The 18330-nt window shown below is 64.6% G+C and carries 15 protein-coding genes; 14 read left to right on the top strand and 1 reads right to left on the bottom strand.

Going from position 1 to position 18330, the window contains the following annotated elements:
* Positions 1–76: 76 nt before the first annotated feature.
* Positions 77–1210, bottom strand: coding sequence for an MBL fold metallo-hydrolase (locus tag LJ656_RS13230; RefSeq protein WP_230509862.1), 1134 nt, complete (start codon positions 1208–1210; stop codon positions 77–79).
* 81 nt (positions 1211–1291) lie between these two features.
* Here LJ656_RS13230 and LJ656_RS13225 point away from each other — a divergent pair, with 81 nt between their 5' ends.
* From LJ656_RS13225 to LJ656_RS13160, 14 genes are all read left to right on the top strand, one after another.
* Positions 1292–1903 carry a TetR/AcrR family transcriptional regulator gene (locus LJ656_RS13225; RefSeq protein WP_230509861.1) on the top strand — a complete coding sequence of 204 codons (612 nt, stop codon included), beginning with the start codon at positions 1292–1294 and terminating at the stop codon, positions 1901–1903.
* A gap of 139 nt (positions 1904–2042) precedes the next feature.
* A complete protein-coding gene (locus tag LJ656_RS13220) occupies positions 2043–3233 on the top strand; it encodes a GGDEF domain-containing protein (RefSeq protein ID WP_230509860.1) in 1191 nt (396 codons plus the stop codon).
* Positions 3234–3528: 295 nt separating this feature from the next.
* The gene (locus LJ656_RS13215) at positions 3529–5445 is read left to right on the top strand and encodes a potassium transporter Kup (protein ID WP_230509859.1); all 1917 of its coding nucleotides are present in this window, start codon (positions 3529–3531) and stop codon (positions 5443–5445) included.
* 31 nt (positions 5446–5476) lie between these two features.
* Positions 5477–6310 carry a class II glutamine amidotransferase gene (locus LJ656_RS13210; RefSeq protein WP_230509858.1) on the top strand — a complete coding sequence of 278 codons (834 nt, stop codon included), beginning with the start codon at positions 5477–5479 and terminating at the stop codon, positions 6308–6310.
* A complete protein-coding gene (chrA, locus tag LJ656_RS13205) occupies positions 6311–7573 on the top strand; it encodes a chromate efflux transporter (RefSeq protein WP_230509857.1) in 1263 nt (420 codons plus the stop codon).
* A 143-nt stretch (positions 7574–7716) separates the two neighbouring features.
* Positions 7717–9114 (top strand): MocR-like ectoine utilization transcription factor EhuR, encoded by a 1398-nt coding sequence (ehuR, locus tag LJ656_RS13200; protein WP_230509856.1) that lies wholly within the window; start codon positions 7717–7719, stop codon positions 9112–9114.
* A gap of 303 nt (positions 9115–9417) precedes the next feature.
* Positions 9418–9903, top strand: coding sequence for a hypothetical protein (locus LJ656_RS13195; protein ID WP_230509855.1), 486 nt, complete (start codon positions 9418–9420; stop codon positions 9901–9903).
* 172 nt (positions 9904–10075) lie between these two features.
* A complete protein-coding gene (gene glsA / locus LJ656_RS13190) occupies positions 10076–11080 on the top strand; it encodes a glutaminase A (RefSeq protein WP_230509854.1) in 1005 nt (334 codons plus the stop codon).
* Between the two features lie 14 nt (positions 11081–11094).
* Complete coding sequence (locus LJ656_RS13185; RefSeq protein WP_230509853.1) at positions 11095–12771, top strand: MFS transporter; 1677 nt, start codon at positions 11095–11097, stop codon at positions 12769–12771.
* A 176-nt stretch (positions 12772–12947) separates the two neighbouring features.
* The gene (gene eutB, locus LJ656_RS13180; RefSeq protein WP_230509852.1) at positions 12948–13979 is read left to right on the top strand and encodes a hydroxyectoine utilization dehydratase EutB; all 1032 of its coding nucleotides are present in this window, start codon (positions 12948–12950) and stop codon (positions 13977–13979) included.
* Positions 13976–14980: a cyclodeaminase gene (locus LJ656_RS13175; RefSeq protein WP_230509851.1), complete on the top strand. Its 1005-nt coding sequence runs from the start codon at positions 13976–13978 to the stop codon at positions 14978–14980. The genes eutB and LJ656_RS13175 overlap by 4 nt, the downstream gene beginning before the upstream one ends.
* A gap of 71 nt (positions 14981–15051) precedes the next feature.
* Positions 15052–16077 carry a N(2)-acetyl-L-2,4-diaminobutanoate deacetylase DoeB gene (doeB, locus tag LJ656_RS13170; RefSeq protein WP_230509850.1) on the top strand — a complete coding sequence of 342 codons (1026 nt, stop codon included), beginning with the start codon at positions 15052–15054 and terminating at the stop codon, positions 16075–16077.
* 7 nt (positions 16078–16084) lie between these two features.
* Positions 16085–16570: an Lrp/AsnC family transcriptional regulator gene (locus LJ656_RS13165; protein WP_230509849.1), complete on the top strand. Its 486-nt coding sequence runs from the start codon at positions 16085–16087 to the stop codon at positions 16568–16570.
* A gap of 191 nt (positions 16571–16761) precedes the next feature.
* Positions 16762–18285: an NAD-dependent succinate-semialdehyde dehydrogenase gene (locus LJ656_RS13160; RefSeq protein ID WP_230509848.1), complete on the top strand. Its 1524-nt coding sequence runs from the start codon at positions 16762–16764 to the stop codon at positions 18283–18285.
* Positions 18286–18330: the final 45 nt, after the last annotated feature.

The following is an 18330-nucleotide window of genomic DNA, read 5'->3' as shown; positions in this document are numbered from 1 at the left end:
TCGGCAAAGAAACCGCATGGTCCAACGCCGCCGGCGGCCACCGCATTGCGTGGCCGTCGGCAATCCACCAGGAAAATCAGGACGCCCCTTCCTCTTCTCCGGCACTACGCGACGCGCACCAGCGCCACGACGCCTTCGGCGCGGCGACCGGCGCCGCCACTTCGCGCCACCAGCGCTCGCCGCGATGCACCGCGGTCAGATCGAGCCGCTCGCCCATGCGCGGGGTCGACAGCGCGACGCCGCGCGTGAGCGCCAGCGCGCTCACGCGTTCGAACGGTTCCTGCCAGCGATGCATCGCGAGGTCGAAGGTGCCGTTGTGAATCGGCACGAGCCAGCGGCCGCGCAAGTCCAGATGCGCCTGCACGGTTTCTTCGGGCTGCATATGAACGTACGGCCACATTGCGTCGTATGCGCCGGTTTCAATCAGCGTGACGTCGAACGGACCGAGCCGTTCGCCGATGGTCCGGAAGCCGTCGAAGTAACCGGTGTCGCCGCTGAAGAACACCCGCAGATCGTCGTCGACGATCACCCACGAGGCCCACAACGTGCGGTTGCCGTCGAACAGGCTGCGCCCGGAGAAGTGCTGCGCGGGCGTCGCGGTGAAGCGGATGCCGTCGACCTCGGTGTCTTGCCACCAGTCGAATTGCCGGACCTTGCTCGCGTCGATGCCCCATTCGATCAGCCGGTCGCCGACGCCGAGCGGCGTCAGGAACACTTCGGTGTGCTGCGCAAGCGCGAGCACCGTGTCGCGATCAAGATGATCGTAATGGTCGTGCGACAGGATCACGCCGCGCAGCGGCGGCAACTCGGCGAGCGCGATCGGCGGCGCGTGAAAGCGCTTCGGACCGAGATGGCGGAACGGCGACGCCCGCTCGGCGAACACCGGATCGGTCAGCCAGAACTGGCCGCGCAGCTTCAGCAGCATTGTCGAATGACCGAGCCGGTACAGGCTGCGATCGGGCGCCGCGTCGAGTTGCGCGCGCGTCAGCGGGGTGACCGGCAACGCGTCGGCCGGCACCGTGCCGCGCGGCTTGTTGAACAGCACGGTCCACGCGAGGCCGAGCGTTTTGCGCAGACCTTCGACCGGACGCGGCTTGACGTTGCGAAAGCGTTCGCCGTCGTGCTGCGGCGAGCGGTTGAACAGCGTGCGGCTGCGTTGCGCGGCGGTCACGCCGAGCATGCGGCGCACGAAAACGGGGAGCGATGTCATCAGTTGAGCATCCGGAAAATGTACACTCGGCAGTGTAGTTTATTTTCGAGATAAGTAAACTGGCCAGTGTAAAATTCATCGATGCAATCCTGTACCCCTCAACGTCTGACCGACCGGAAACGGGCGGCGATCATCGCCGCCGCGATCGAGGAATTTCTCGCGGCCGGCTACGACGCGACCAGCATGGACCGTATCGCCGCCCGCGCGAACGCGTCCAAACGCACGGTCTACAACCATTTCCCGAGCAAGGACGCGCTGTTCGCGGCGATTCTTCATCAGCTATGGGACGCGAGCCACGACGGCGACGCCCCCGGGTATCGGGCCGGCCAGCCGCTGCGCGCGCAACTGCTCGAACTGGTGCAGCGCAAGCTGCGCCTGCTGAACAACGACTCTTTCCTCGCGCTGGCGCGCGTCGCGATCGCGGCCGGGCTGCATGCGCCGGAACGCGCGCGGGACATGGTCGCGCGAATGGGCGAGCGGGAAGAAGATTTGACCGCATGGGTGCGCGCGGCGGCCGCGGACGGGCGTATCAGGACCGACGATCCGGTGTTCGCGGCGCTGCAGTTGCAGGGGCTCGTCAAGGCGTCCGCGTTCTGGCCGCAAGTGGCGATGGGGCAGCCGCTGCTCGACGCGAGCGAGCAGAAGCGGGTCGCGGAAGCAGCCGTCGATATGTTCCTCGCGCGTTACGCGTAAGCGGATTTCGCCCGCTTCGAGCCGGCCGTCGCGGCTGCGCGTCGCGTATCATCTCAACAAATCGCGGCATTTGCCGTTATCTCATGCTTGATCCGCAACCTGCTTCCCGTTGTGCCGGGGACGCGCTTTGGCGTCAGTGATGAAAGTCGATTTAGCCACCCTTTACTTCCTCGTGATCGGAACCCTGCTGGCCAGTTCCGCGATGTTGTATTGGGAACATCTGTCTCATCCGAAGCGTGCGCGAGAACTGCGCATGCTGGCGATCGGCTACGCGACGCTGGGAACGGGCTGCGCGCTCGCCGCCTTTCGCAATGCGCTGCTGGGCGCCGCCGGCCCCGCGGTGAGCAATCTGGTGATTCTGTCCGGCTATCTGCTGGTGCTGCACGGCGTCGCGATGTTCAACGGCCGGCAGTATCGAGTCGGCTCGATTGCGCTATTGCTGTTGATGGCGCTCATCTGGACGATCGGCGGCATGCGTTGGCCGGCCGCGGTGTGGATGTATGTGAGCGCGCTGCCGATCGCGCTGGCTTCCGCGCTGACGGCCGTCGAACTGCTGCGCGGCGATCGTCTGCCGGCGGGGCAATCGCGCCGCTTCGCAGTTGCAGTCGCCGGTCTGCACGCGCTGATTTACGCGTTCAGGGCGTTGGTGCTGCCGTGGCTGGTGGCGCGGTTCGGGCCGCACCTGCTGGCGGTGTCCAGCCAGATCACGATGTACGAAGGGGTGCTGTACTCGTTCATTCTGCCGATGACCTTGCTTCGGCTCACCCGCGAAGAAATTCACGCCGAATTGCTGAAGGAATCGCGCACGGATTATCTGACTCGCCTCGGCAATCGAAAGCTGTTTTTTGAAGAGGGCGAGCGCATTATTCGTGACTACGAAACAGCCGGACGACCGGTGTCGTTGCTCGCGTTCGACCTCGATCACTTCAAGCGCATCAACGACCGCTATGGCCACAAGACCGGCGACGAGGTGTTGCAGTCGTTCGCGGCGACCGTGCGAAGCGCGACCGGTGCGGACGCGATTCTGGCACGCATCGGCGGCGAAGAATTTGCCGCGCTGCTGCCGGGCTACGACAGCGCGCGAGCCAAAGCGCTCGGCGAGACCGTCGCGTCCCGGTTTGCGACGATGTCCCATCGCGTGGACGGCGAGCCGATTCGCGCGACCGTCAGCATCGGTCTGGCCGGGACGAGCGATACGACGGCTTCGCTGACCGAGTTGCTGTCGGCCGCCGACCGCGCGTTGTACCGCGCCAAGTCGCTGGGCGGTAACCGGCTCGAACAGACGCCGGAGACGACGGTGCCCGCTACCGCCTGTTCTTCCTCACACTGAACGCAGCCGGATCGACTGCGCGCGGCCTTCATGCGGACCGGCCGAACCGCTTGCCTTTGTTCAGGCGAATGCGCTTGACCATTGAGCCTCGCGAACGCCATTGCGCGCATCGATGAGATCGTTTCCAGAGCCCGGATGCGCTGGAAATTTCTATACTTCCTCCAGGCTCTTGCGCTCGCCCGGCGCAACCCAGCCCGTACGATCGAACGAATTCAAGTCAACGAAACGAAAGATTCGCGACGAAAGCGCGGCGCGTCCAGCATGGCCCGCGCGCGATTCGTATCAGGAGGGAGACATGGGAGAACCCGCAACCGCGACGCCGGTGGAGCATGGCCACGGCGAAGCGTCACAGGCCCTGCCGGCGCTTGCGCTCGCCGCGCTCGGCATCGTGTATGGCGACATCGGCACGAGTCCGCTGTACACGCTGGCCACCGTATTCGATCCCGGCAACGGGCTCGCTCTGAACGCTTTCAATATCGTCGGCATCGTCTCGCTGATCTTCTGGTCGCTGATGATCGTCGTGTCGTTGAAGTACGTCGTGCTGATCCTGCGTGCGAACAATCATGGCGAAGGCGGCATCATGGCGTTGCTGGCGCTCGCGGCGTCGTCGGTCAAGTCGCGGCCGCGCCTGCGGCGCACGCTGCTCGGGGTCGGCGTGATGGGCGCGGCACTGTTCTTCGGCGATAGCGTGATCACGCCGGCCATTTCCGTGCTGAGCGCGGTGGAGGGACTCGAAGTGGTCGAGCCCGCTCTGAAGACCTACGTGATACCGGTGACGCTCGCCGCGCTGATCGTGCTGTTCGTGATGCAAAAGCGCGGCACCGGCGGGATCGGCGCGGTGTTCGGACCGGTGATGGTGCTGTGGTTCGTCACGATCGCGGTAGCGGGTATCGCCAATATCATGGCCGCGCCGGTCATCCTCTACGCGCTCAATCCGCTCGAAGGTCTCCGCTTCTGCATGCATCACCGCTGGCTCGCGTTCGTCGCGCTCGGTGCGGTCGTGCTGTCACTGACCGGCGCCGAAGCGCTGTACGCCGACATGGGCCATTTCGGCAAGCGGCCGATTCGCTGCACCTGGTTCGGCGCCGTGTTTCCGGCGCTCGCGCTCAATTATCTGGGGCAGGGCGCGTTGCTGCTGGCCAACCCGGGCGCGGTGCAAAATCCGTTCTACCGGCTGTTTCCGCAATGGGCGCTCGTGCCGATGATCGTGCTGGCCACCGTCGCGACCGTGATCGCGTCGCAGGCGGTTATTTCGGGCACCTATTCGATGACGATGCAGGCGATGCAACTGTCCTTCCTGCCGCGCATGAACATCGTGCATACCTCGGAGCGCGAGATCGGGCAGATCTATGTGCCCGGGATCAACTGGATTCTGCTGATCGCGGTGGTGGCGGCGGTGCTGGGTTTTCGTTCGTCCACCGCGCTCGGCTCCGCGTACGGGATCGCGGTGACCGGCACGATGCTGATCACCACCGTACTGACGTTCTTCGTCGTGCGTTACGCGTGGGGCTACAACTGGCTGCTGTGCGTGCTGTCCACCACCTTTTTCTTCGTGATCGACGCGTTGTTCTTCTCGGCGAACCTGCTGAAGATAGTGGATGGCGGCTGGTTCCCGCTGGTAGTCGGCGCAATCGTGTTCACGATCATGGCGACGTGGGGACGCGGTTGGGAAATGATGCTGGCCGAAGCGCGCGAGCGCGCCGGCAAAACGCCGCTCAAACCGTATCTCGCCGCGCTGCTCGAAACTTCGCCGACACGGGTGGGCGGCACCGCGATCTTTCTGACGCCGAATGCCGAAGCGGTGCCGCATGCGCTCGTCAACAACTTGCGGCACAACCGGGTACTGCACGAGCGCACGGTGTTCCTGACAGTAAAGACGAAGAGCGTGCCGTGGGTGGCGGACAGCGAGCGCGTGCAGATCGAGCCGCTGTGCGCGGGCTGTTGGCACGCGACGGTCAACTACGGCTTCAAGGACGACGTCGACTTGCCGCAAACGCTGGCCGCATACAGGTCGGCGGACTTCGTGTTCGATCCCGACGAGGCGTCGTGGTTCTTGAGCCGCGCGGCCGTGGTGCCCAAACGCGGACACGGAATGGCGCTGTGGCGCGAGCGGATCTTCGCGGTGATGCTGCACAACGTCGGCAATATTGCGGCATTCTTTAAACTGCCGGCCAATCGCGTGATCGAAGTAGGCGCGCGGGTGGAGATTTGATGGCGGTTCACTATTCGACAGGAGGGATTCCATGTGCCGCTGGCTCGCTTATTCCGGCAAACCGCTACAACTCGAAACGGTGCTGTTCAACGCGAAGCACTCGCTGATCGATCAGAGCCTGCATTCGCGGCTCGGCCAGACGACCACCAACGGCGACGGTTTCGGGATCGGCTGGTACGGGCATCCGACCGACATTCCGTTTCGCTATCGCTGCATCCAGCCGGCGTGGAGCGACCGCAACCTGCGCGAAGCGGCGCGCGCGATCCATGCGCCGCTGTTCGTCGCGCATATTCGCGCGGCGACCGATACGCCGTCGCAGGAAACCAACTGTCATCCGTTTCGTCATGGCCGCTGGCTGTTCGCGCACAACGGCCTCGTGCGCAACTATCCGGCGCTACGCCGCGATCTGATGGTCGCGATTTCACCGGAACTATTCCCGTCGATCGAAGGGTCGACCGATTCCGAAGTGCTGTTCTTTCTCGCACTGACGTTCGGGCTCGCGTTGGCGCCGGTCACCGCGCTCAAACGGATGGTGGGCTTCGTCGAGGAAACCGGCCGGCGTCACGGCGTCGATGAACCGCTGAACATGACCGTGTGCGCGACCGACGGCGAGCAGATCGTCGCGGTGCGTTATTCGAGCGAACGGCAATCGCGCTCGCTGTTTCACAACACGTCGTTCCGTCATTTGCACGAGTTGTATCCCGACGATCCGCGCATTGCGATGGCCGGGCAGGATGCGTTTCTGGTGCTGTCGGAACCGCTCGCGGATTTGCCGGGGTGGTGGCAGGAAATTCCGGAGAGCACGGTGGTGGTCGCGCGCGATGGTCAGATCGAGCAGTTCGCGTTCGAGCCGGAGATGGAGTGAATGCGAAATGCACGCACCGGAACCTCCGCACAACCGCATGCCCAGCTGCGCGCCGGTAGCGCGGCCGAAGTGCTCGCGGTCTTTCTGAAACTCGGCCTGACTTCGTTCGGCGGTCCGATCGCGCACCTCGGCTACTTCCGCCGCGAATTCGTCGATCGTCGCGGCTGGCTCGACGACGCGACCTTCACCGACCTCGTCGGTTTGTGCCAATTCCTGCCGGGGCCGGCCAGCAGCCAGGTCGGCTTTTCCATCGGTGTACTCAGGGCGGGGTGGCTCGGCGGGCTCGCCGCGTGGTGCGGTTTCACGTTGCCGTCGGTGCTGCTGCTGATCGCGTTCGCGGCGATTGCACCGGATCTCGGCGGCCGCGCCGGCAGCGGCCTGATTCACGGGCTGAAGCTCGTCGCGGTCGCGGTTGTCGCGCAGGCGGTCTGGGACATGGCGCGGCGTCTGTGCCCGGATCGGCGCCACGCGGCGATCGCCGTCGTCGCATTGGTGCTGCTCGGCGTGCTGACGACGGTCTACGCGCAACTGATCGTGATCGTCGTGGGCGCGGCGCTGGGCTGGCTGTTGTGCCGCGCGAACGCGACTGCCACCGCCGTCGCGCCGCCGGCCGGCGAGCTGCAACACGGAAATCAGTTTCGGGTGTCGCGCCGGGCCGGCGCGATCGCGCTGACGCTGTTCTGCGTGCTGCTGTTCGGCTTGCCGCTGCTGACGCGCTTCGGCGCGGCGCATGCGTTCAGTGTGTTCGACGGCTTCTATCGATCCGGCGCGCTCGTGTTCGGCGGCGGTCACGTGGTGCTGCCGCTATTGCAGGAGCACACGGTCGCGACCGGTTGGGTCACGTCGAACGATTTTCTTGCGGGCTACGGCGTGGCGCAGGCGGTGCCCGGGCCATTGTTCACGTTCGCCGCGTTTCTCGGCTGGAGCATGACGGCTGCGCCGAATCACTGGGCCGGTGCGTTGCTGGCGACGCTCGGCATCTTTTTGCCGGGCTTGCTGCTGGTGCTGGCCGCGCTGCCGTACTGGCAGGCGCTGCGCGCGCATCCGTCGATGGCGGCACTGCTCGGCGGCGTAAACGCGGCCGTGGTCGGACTGCTGGCGATGGCGCTTTACTCGCCGGTGTGGACGAGTGCGGTGCATTCGGGAGTCGATTTCGCTGTCGCGACAACGGGCTTTCTCCTACTGACACGCTGGCAAATTCCGCCGCTGGCGATCGTCGTATTGTGCGCATTAGCAGGGGTTGGACAGACGCTTCTCGCGTGACTCGCTGCATTGCATCATCCCGAACGCCAGCATCACACCGGATATTTTCCCCGCCGATTGCCCTAGGACAATTATTTTTCGCCCCCTTTTGGCCTCACTATTGGGGACGACGCGAGACGACGTGAGACGCAAAAGGAGCAGCGGTGATCGAGCAGTGGCGCGAAGCCGTGCGCGCGGTGCACGGCGTGGAATCGAAATACAAGCGGTTGGTCAAGGCGATCGCCGGCGACATCGAGAGCGCCGCGCTGCCGCCGGGCGCGCGTTTGCCGCCGCAGCGCGACGTCACCGCGGAGCTGACGATCAGCGTGCAGACGGTCACCAACGCATACAAGGAACTGGAGCGGCAAGGGTTGATCCGCTGCGAGGTTGGGCGCGGCAGCTTCGTCGCCGCGCGCGTGACCGAAACGATGTCGAGCTACATGCTCGATACGGCCGAGCGCTCGGTGGTCGATTTTTCGATTGCGCGCATCATTCACACGTCCGAGCACGATGCGATGTGGCGCAAGGTCTGCGCGACGCTGTCCACCCTCGACGATCAGCCGTGGATTCGCGCGTTCCGCCCGATTGCCGGCTTCGAGCATCATCGCCAGGCGGGCGTCGCGTGGCTCGCGTCGCTCGGCATGCCGGCCTCCGCGGATACTTTGCTCGTCACCAACGGCGCGGCGCACGGCATCTTTCTCGCGCTCGCATCTCTGGTCGGCCCGGGCGACACGGTGCTGTGCGAGAGCCTGACCGATCACGGCGTGATCGGCTCGGCGAACGTGCTCGGCTTCACGCTGAAGGGCCTCGAAATCGACGAGTACGGAATTCACCCCGAGCACTTCGAGGAAATGTGCGATAGCGAGCGCATTTCCGCGCTCGTCTGCACACCGACGCTGAACAATCCGACCGTCGCGTTGATGCCGGAATCGCGGCGGCGCGCGATTGCAAAAATCGCCGAACGCTACGGCGTGTACATCATCGAGGACGATGTCTACGGACCCTTGCCGGCCAAACATTCGACGCCGATCTCGAGCCTGATTCCCGATCTTTCGTTCTACTGTACGAGCATGACGAAGTCGGTGATGGCCGGACTGCGCATCGGCTATCTGACCACGCCGCGCCGGCTCGCGCTGCGCGCCGAAAGCGTGCTGCGCGTGAGCAGCTGGATGGCGACGCCGCCGATGGCGGAGGTCGCGACGCGCTGGATCGTCGACGGCACCGCGGCGCGGCTGGTCGGAATCCAGCGCGAGCGGTTGAGCCGCCGCCAGGCGCAATTGCGGCAGACGCTCGGCAAGTATGTACTCGGCGCGCATCCGCAGGCGTTGTCGGCATGGCTGCGGGTGCCTGACCATTGGCGCACCGACCGGCTGGTGCGCGAGCTGCGCAATCGCGACATCGCGGTCACGTCGCCCGATCCGTTTCTGGTGCGCGACGCGGACCGTCCGAACGCGGTGCGTGTGTGCGTCGGCGCGGAAGTCGGCGAAGACACCTATAAGGCCGCGCTGGAAACGATGCTCGACGTTTTCGAGCAGTATCCGCAGGTGCACGATTTCACCTGAGGCAGCGCTTGCGCGATCCAGTTCGCATGCCGCGCGGGCCGCTTCACCGCGCGGGCCCACGCGAACCACAAGCTTCGCCAATTGAAGTTGCCAGCAGGCGCGCATCGTGACGATAATCGACATCGCGTGACGCAATAAAACCTGCCCGGCCGCCTGGTTCTGTCCGGCGCCGCAACTTCACCAGGATCACCAGATCACCAGCAAGAGGTCCGCGAGATGGACAGGCCTGCCAGCGACAAGCTCGAAGACGGCGGCAAGCGTGCAACGCGCTCATTGCGCTCGCGGCCCGCGGCGATACTGCTCGTGATTGCCGGCGTATTCTGCGTGCTCGCTCCATTCATTCCACACATCGACGGTCCGCCTTTTATCGGCCGGATTCTGATTTTCTGCGGCTTCGTTCATGCATATCGGCTTTTTTCGGCGCGCGGTGCCGCCGCGCGGTTAAAAGGGGCGGCGCCGGTCGTGATCGCGCTTCTGATCGGTACGCTGATCCTGTTGAACGACGGCCCTCATGCGCGCAGCCTCGCCGTGATGCTGATGATATTTTTCGTACTTGACGGCTACTTCAAAATCGTCGCGTCGGTTGGTGGCGCGCCGGTCATCCGCAATGGCATTCCTATCTTCCGTGCGGGATTATCTTTTTTCTTCGCGATATTTCTCGCCGCCACTTTTCCCGCCACGCCGATCTGGCTGCTCGAAGTTTTTCTGGGTGTGGATTTGATTTCGATGGGCGTCACGCTTTTCCCACGAGTTTCCGCAGCACGCCGCGAGCTCGATGCGAGCGCATAATCGCGCAGTATCGGCTTGCCGGTCACGCTTTAGTTAACAAAATCCACAACCTTATGGAACGGTATTGCGGCTTGAAATGCGCAATGCGTTTTTTATTTCAGTGCTAGTTTGACTTCCTAATGAAACTCTTCTAAAAAACAGTCTGAACATTTCACCCACGCTGAGAGCCATCATGAAAAATGGGGAAGGCGACGCAACTCGCGATTACGTTTCCACCGGACAGCTTCCGGTGCCCTACGTGGTCGAAAGACTGGTCCATGAAGCGCACGAGCGCTTCCGTACCGATACGGACGGCGTGGTCTCCAATGTTTATCCCGCTCTTGAAAGAGCGCGGCCCGATCTATTCGGCATTTGTCTGGTCGGTATCAATGGGAACGTTTACTCGGCGGGTGACGTCGATTATCCGTTCACCATCATGAGCATTTCGAAGCCATTCGTTTTTGCGCTGGTGTGTCAGGCAATCGGTGCAGCCACGTGCCGAGAACAACTCGGTGTCAACAGCACCGGCTTGCCGTTCAATTCGCTGAGCGCAATCGAGCGTTCGCCGGACGGCCGCACTAATCCGATGGTCAATTCCGGCGCGATCGCGACCACCAGCCTGGTACCCGGAAATAGCAGTTTGGAGAAATGGGACTTTATTCGACAGGGATTGTCGCGTTTCGCCGGACGTGAGTTGACCGTGAACGAAGAGGTGTATGCGTCGGCGTCGCAAACCAATTTCCGCAATCGCGGCATCGCCAATGTACTGCATGGCTATGGCCGCCTCGGTTGCGATCCGAAGACCGCGACGGATCTCTATACCCGCCAATGCTGCCTCGATATCAACGCGCGCGATCTCGCGGTGATGGGGGCCACGCTGGCCGACGGCGGCTTTAATCCGCTGACCGGCGAATGGGTCGTCGATAACGAGGTCTGTCACTACACGCTCGCGGTGATGGTCACCGCGGGCCTGTACGAGACCTCCGGCGACTGGCTGTGCGACATCGGCCTGCCGGGCAAGAGCGGCATTGGCGGCGGCATCGTTACCGTGTCGCCGGGCAAAAGCGGACTCGGGACATTCGCGCCGCGGCTGGATGCGGCCGGCAATAGCGTGAAGGGGCAACTGGCGGCGCGCTTTCTGTCGCGACGCCTCGGTATGGACATGTTTGTTTCGGAACCCTATCGGGAACACGACTGAAACAGGAGCGGACAATGCCGACTCAGACAGCGGTGGTGACAGTCGCGGGCACGACGGTGCTCGAAGAAAAGAAGGAATCCTGGGTGCCGATGATCACCATCGCACTGACCCAGGTACTGATGTCGTTCAACGTGGCGTCGCTGCCGGTGGCGCTCGGCGGCATGGTTAAGAGTTTCAACGTGCCGCCTACCACGATCGCGACCGGGATCGTCATGTATTCGCTGTCGGTCGCCGCGTTCGTGATGCTGGGCGCGAAGCTGAACCAGCGCTTCGGCTCGCTGCTGGTATTCCGCATCGCGGTGCTCGTGTTCGGCGCCGCCCAGGTGCTGATGACCTTCAGCCCGAACGCGAGCGCGATGATTACCGCGCAGGCGGTGTCGGGGCTGGCCGGCGCCGCGATCGTGCCGGCTCTGGTCGCGCTGATCGCCGAGAACTATCGCGGCAACCAGCAGGCCACCGCGCTGGGCGCGCTCGGCTCGGCGCGGGCGGGCGCCGGCGTCACCGCCTTTCTGGTCGGCGGGATGCTCGGCACTTACATCGGCTGGCGGCCGGTGTTCGGAATCCTGATCGTTCTTGCGGCCGTGATCCTGCTGCTGAGTTTCCGGCTGAAGGCCGACCGCGGACGCCCCGAAGTCAATATCGACATGGTCGGCGTGATCCTCGCCGCGGCGGCCATCGTGCTGATCACGTTCGGCTTCAATAACCTGAACCGCTGGGGTCTCGGGCCGGTGCGGCCGGCCGCGCCGTTCGACCTGTTCGGGCTGTCGCCGGCGCCGGTCATGATCGTGCTCGGGATCGTGATCGGCCAGGCGTTCGTGGTCTGGACGCGGCGGCGCAGCGAAGCCGGCAAGACGCCGTTGCTCGCGCTGCAAGTGGTGACGTCGTCGAGCGAACGAGCGGCGGTCGTCGCGATGTTCGCGGTGGTCGCGCTGGAGGCGATGCTGAACTTCACCGTGCCGCTCTATATCCAGATCGTGCAGGGACGCACGCCGCTGTCCACCGCGATCGCGATGCTGCCGTTCAATCTGTCGGTGTTTTTCTCGGCGATGCTGATCGTGCGTTTCTACGCGACGCTCACGCCGCGGCAGATCGGCCGTTACGGTTTCATCGTTACGACGGTCGCGTTGCTGTGGCTTGCGTTCGTGGTCCGCAACAACTGGAGCGAGATTCCGGTACTGATCGGTCTGGTGGTGTTCGGGATCGGCCAGGGGGCGTTGGTCACGCTGGTGTTCAACGTGCTGGTCAGCGCGTCGCCGAAAGAATTGGCAAACGACGTCGGCTCGTTGCGTGGCACCACTAACAATCTCGCGAACGCCGTCGGCACGGCGGTCGCCGGTGCGTTGCTCGTGAGTCTGCTGGCGGGGAGCGTGATGCGCAATGTGAGCGAAACGCCGGTGCTTACGCCGGAACTGCAGGCTCAGGTCAATCTCGACAATATCAACTTCGTCAGCAACGACCGGTTGCGGAGCGCGCTGGAGGCCACCAGCGCGAGCCCGGAACAGGTCGCCGCGGCGTTGCAGGTCAATGAGGATGCCCGCCTGCGCGCGTTGAAAATGGGGCTGCTGATCATGGCGATGATTTCCATACTCGCAATTTTTCCCGCCAGCCGGTTGCCGAGCTACCTGCCGGGGGAGTTGCCGGTCGAACCGCCGCTCAAGGCGATTCCAGGCCCCTCGGAGGCCAAGGCATGAGGGGCCGTCACGCCGCCGGAAATGAACTAGGACAATAGAAATCCTTTTTTAGAACACTAGACTGGGCTGCATGAAAGCGATGCAGCCGCGCCGGACGCGCTTTATCCCCGTTAGTGGCCGCTGCATCGAAACCGCGAATCAACTCGAATCATCTCTTTCGATGCAGGGCCCAGTGCATGTCCGTTCCGTCGTCAGTCGATCTTTCTCCCGCCGACATCTACCGCGCGCGCGCCCGTCTCGACGGGCGTGTGTGCCGCACGCCGCTCGTCGAAGCTCCGGTGCTGTCGGCGCTGGCAGGTACCCCCGTTTATCTGAAACTCGAAACCGTGCAGCCGACCGGCAGCTTCAAGCTGCGCGGCGCAACCAATGCGCTCGCGCGGCTCGCCAAAACCGGCTGCGCGCGCGTGGTGACCGCGTCGACCGGCAATCATGGCCGTGCGCTCGCGTATGCGGCGCGCGCACTCGGCATCGACGCAACGGTGTGTCTGTCGCGACTCGTGCCGGCGAACAAGGTCGACGCGGTTCGCGCGCTCGGCGCACAGGTGCGCGTTAGCGGGCAGAGCCAGGACGAAGCGGAGCACGAAGCATTGCGGCTCGCGCGCGAAGAGGGCTTCGCGTACGTGCCGCCATTCGACGATCCGTTCGTGATTGCCGGGCAGGGCACGATCGGCCTCGAGATCGTCGAGGCGTTGCCGGATGTCGCGAACATCGTCGTGCCGTTGTCGGGCGGCGGCCTGTTTGCGGGCATCGCGCTCGCGGCCAAAAGCGCGAATCGCGCGATCGGCCTGACCGGCGTGACGTTGGCGCGCGGCGCGGCGATGCACGCGAGTCTCGCGGCCGGCAAACCGGTGCTGGTCGAGGAGCTGGACACGCTCGCCGATTCGCTCGGCGGTGGCATCGGGCTTGATAACCGCTATACGTATGCGCTGACGCGCGAGTTGATCGACCAGACCGTGCTGCTTGACGAAGCGTCGATTGCGCGCGCAATCGTGCATGCGTACCGGCATGAACGGCTCGTGGTCGAAGGCGCGGCCGCGGTCGGCATGGCCGCGGTGCTCGATCGCGTGTTGCCGGCCGAGCGCATCGAGCGCGGGCCGCTGGTGCTCGTCGTAACCGGCGCGAACATCGGCATGGATCTGCATCGGCGCTTGATCGCCGCCGATGGTTCGCAGACCAAATCGCAATCAAGCTCGCGCACCACACGATGACTGCCATCATGCTCCTTGGCGAAGCCGAGCTTCGCGAACTCATGCCGCTCGATCTGGCCGCGATCGACCAGATCGAGGCGGCCTTTCTCGCGCTCGCCACCGAGGCGGTCGCGATGCCGCCGATTCTGCGGCTCGACCTGCCCGCGCACAACGGCGAAGTCGACGTGAAGACCGCGTGGCTGCCGCGTCTCGACAGCTTCGCGATCAAGGTGAGCCCCGGCTTTTTCGATAACCCCGCGCTCGGTTTGCCGAGCCTGAATGGTTTGATGCTGGTGTTGTCGGCGCGTACGGGCTTGACCGAAGCGGTGCTGCTCGACAACGGCTATCTGACCGCGATCCGCACCGCCGCGGCCGGCGCCGTGGCCGCGCGCTGGCTCGCGAATCCGCACACGCCGCAAGTCGCGGTGCTCGGCGCAGGCGAACAGGCACGGCTGCAATTGCGCGCGTTGATGCTGTTGCGGCGCGTCGAACGGGTGCGGGTGTGGGCGCGCAATTCGCAGAGCGCGCGGCGCTTCGCGGCTGAAGTAAGCGACACGCTCGGCGTGCAATGCGGGGTCGCGCGCGACGTTCACAGCGCGCTCGTCGAAGCGGACATCGCCATTACCACCACGCCGAGCCGCACGCCGCTGATCGAACTCGCCGACCTGCATCCGGGTTTGCACATCACCGCGATGGGCTCGGATACCGAGCACAAGAACGAAATCGCGCCGGCCGCGTTGGCGGCCGCGCGCTACGTTTGCGATCGCGTGCAGCAGATGCGCGTGCTCGGCGAACTGCGTCACGCGTTGAACGCCGGCACGCTGCGTGCCGATGCGTCGTTCGTCGAACTCGGTCAGGTGATCGCGCGTCAGGCAGCGGGTCGCAGCAGCGAAGCCGACGTGACGATCTGCGATCTGACCGGCACCGGTGCGCAGGACACCGCGATTGCCGCACTCGCGCTGCAGCGCGCACGGGCCGCGAATGCGGGAATGATTTTTCGCAACGACGCGCCGGTGCTATGACGCGCGTCGATCGGCCGTTGACCTGCAATGAGCAGGACGCCGCCTACGCGGCTCATGAAGGAGTGGCATACATGCGGGCATCCCCGATTCAACCGACGGTCGATTTCGACGCCGACGGCGAGCAGCACGGCTTTCTGAAACTGCCCCACTCGCACGACGACTCCGCGTGGGGCGCGGTGATGATTCCGCTCACCGTGATTCGCAACGGCGACGGGCCGACCGCGCTGCTGACCGGCGGCAATCACGGCGACGAGTACGAAGGGCCGATTGCCCTGACGAAGCTCGCCGGCACGCTCAAAGCAAGCGACGTATCCGGCCGCGTGATCGTCGTGCCGTTCATGAACTTCCCCGCGTTTCGCGCGGGCACCCGCACGTCGCCGATCGACCGCGGCAATCTGAACCGCAGCTTTCCGGGCAAGCCGGACGGCACCGTGACCGAGAAGATCGCCGATTATTTTCAGCGCTATCTGCTGCCGCTCGCCGACTATGTGCTCGACCTGCACGCGGGTGGCCGCACGCTCGATTTCGTGCCGTTCGCCGCGATTCATCTGTTGCCTGACGCAACGCAGCAGGCGCGCTGCGAAGCGGCGATGCGCGCGTTCGGCGCGCCGTATTCGATGCGGATGCTCGAACTCGATAGCGTCGGACTGTACGACACGGCGGTCGAAGAAGCGGGCAAGGTGTTCGTGTCGACCGAGCTGGGCGGCGGCGGCACCGCGACCGTGCAGAGCGTCGCGGTGGCGGAGCGCGGCGTGCGCGGCTTCCTGCAGCACGCGGGCATTCTCAAGCAGGACGAAGCAACTCGCGCAGCACCGCGCACCACGACACTGCTCGATATGCCCGACGGCAGCTGCTACACGACCAGCGAGCACGACGGTTTGCTCGACTTGTGCAAGGACCTCGGCGAGATGGTCGACAGCGGCGAGGTGATCGCGCGGGTCTACGATGCGGCGCGCACCGGCGTCGCGCCGGTCGAATACCGCGCGCGCCGTGCCGGTATGCTGGCCGCGCGGCATTTCCCGGGGCTCGTGCGGATCGGCGATACGGTCGCGGTGGTGGCTGACGTGCTCGAACGCGGCATCCCGGTCGCGGTCTGAACGCGCGATGAAACTCGATCGCTACGATCTCGCGATTTTGCGCATCCTCGCGCGCGACGGACGCATTACGAAATCGCGCCTCGCCGAAGAGATCAATCTGTCTATCTCGCCGGCATGGGAGCGCGTGAAGCGCCTCGAAGAAGAGGGCGTAATACGCGGCTATCGCGCGGATATCGATTGGGTGCGCGCGTTCAAGGGCAGCCGCGTGGTGGTCGAGGTTACGCTCGGGCGTCATACCGCGCCCGACATGCGGCGCTTCGAGGAGCGCATCGCCGCCGCGCCCGAGGTGGTGCAGTGTCTGGCGACGGGCGGTGGCGTCGATTACGTGATGCAGGTGCTGTCGCGCGATATCGACCACTATCAGCGCTTCATCGACACGCTCCTGACCGACGAACTGGGCATCGAAAAGTACTTTACGTACATCGTCACGAAGGTCGTCAAGGCCGGCGATGAAGGCTTGCCGCAATGGGCGCGGGAGTCCGAGAACGGGTGAAGGGGCACGGGCGTGAGCTGGTGCATAGGCATGACCGATGCGGTAATACGCGCGGCTAAAGGCCCGCCCAAAAAACCTCTCCGATGAAGGCCGATTGCAGAAAAAACGCAATTTTCCCGACGCCACAACAAAAAAATCCGCACTGCCGCCGGACCTACAGTGATAGCAGATATCGCACACAGGAGGTCGTCATGTTGCTGGGTCATCCGGTTCTCTTCAAATCGCTGTGCTACGTGGACGGGCGCTGGATTCATAGCGCGAGCGCCGCCAGCGTAGCGGTGCAGAACCCCGCAAATCAGGAAGTGCTCGGTCATGTGCCGATGCTCGACGCCGCGCAGATCACCGCCGCGCTCGATGCCGCGCAGCGCGCGTTCACGACCTGGCGCTGGCTGCCGGTCGCGAAGCGCTCGGCGCTGCTGCTGCGCTGGCACGAACTGATCCTGCGCCATCAGCAGGATCTCGCGGCGATTCTGTCGCTGGAGCAGGGCAAGCCGCTCGCCGAAGCGCGCGGCGAGATCGCGTACGGCGCGAGTTTCGTCGAATGGTTCGCGCATGAAGTGCGGCGCCTGAACGGCCGCACGATTCCGACGCATATCGACGGCGCGCATTTGGGCACGATCGTCGAACCGGTCGGCGTCGCCGCGCTGATCACCCCGTGGAATTTCCCTTGCGCGATGCTCACGCGCAAGGCTGCCGCCGCGCTCGCCGCCGGCTGCACGGTGGTTGCGAAGCCCGCGCACGAAACGCCGTTCTCGGCGCTCGCGCTCGCGCAGTTGGCCGAAGAAGCGGGCTTTCCCGCCGGCGTATTCAACGTAGTGCTCGGCGAGCCGCAAATGGCGATGCAAACGCTAGTCTCGGATCGCCGGGTGCGCTCGGTCAGCTTCACCGGCTCGACCCGCGTCGGCGCTTTGGTGATGCAGACGGCGGCCAACGCGGGCATCAAGAAGACCGCGCTCGAACTGGGTGGCAACGCGCCGTTCATCGTTACCGAAGACGCGGACCTCGAACAGGCGGTACGCGTCGCGGTCGCCGCAAAGTTCCAGACTTCCGGGCAGGACTGCTGCGCGGCGAACCGGATCTTCGTCGCTCGTCCGTTGTACGAAGCATTCGTCGAGCGATATAGCGACGCGGTGCGGGCATTGAAAGTCGGCGACGCGTTCGAGCCGGGTGTCGATGTCGGTCCGCTGATGCACCAGGCCGCTTTCGACGCGACCGCGCAGCGTGTCGCCGACGCACGGGACAAGGGCGCGCGCATCACGGTCGGCGGCGCGGCGCACGAGCGCGGCGGCTGGTTCTTCCAGCCCACCGTGGCGGCCGACGCGGCGGCCGGCATGCGCATCTACGACGAGGAGAACTTCGCGCCGATCTCGGCGGTGACGCCATTCGATTCGCTCGACGAAGTAGTCGAGCGCGCGAACGACACCGAATTCGGACTCGCCGCCTATGTATGCGCGAAAGAACTGAACACGGTATTCCAACTGATCCGCCGGCTCGACTTCGCGATGCTGTCGGTCAACGGTGCGAAATTCACCGGTGCGCCGATTCCGTTTGGCGGGATCAAGTCATCCGGGCTCGGCCGCGAAGGCGGTGCGGAAGGCTTCGAGCCGTTCGTGGAGACGCGCTATTTCTGCCTCGGCCAACTTGGACTTCCGGTCACCGACAGCATGCCCGCGCGTGACGCGGCGAGCGCGATGGCGGCGAATGCGACCGCCTGAAGCCAACCGATCAGTCATTCACTTTTTGATTTGAACATCACCCGA

The sequence above is a fragment of the Paraburkholderia sejongensis genome (genome assembly GCF_020880815.1).
In the GTDB taxonomy this organism is placed as follows: domain Bacteria; phylum Pseudomonadota; class Gammaproteobacteria; order Burkholderiales; family Burkholderiaceae; genus Paraburkholderia; species Paraburkholderia sejongensis.
Note: the sequence above shows the minus strand (reverse complement) of the source record. Positions and strands in the feature narration are given on the sequence as shown.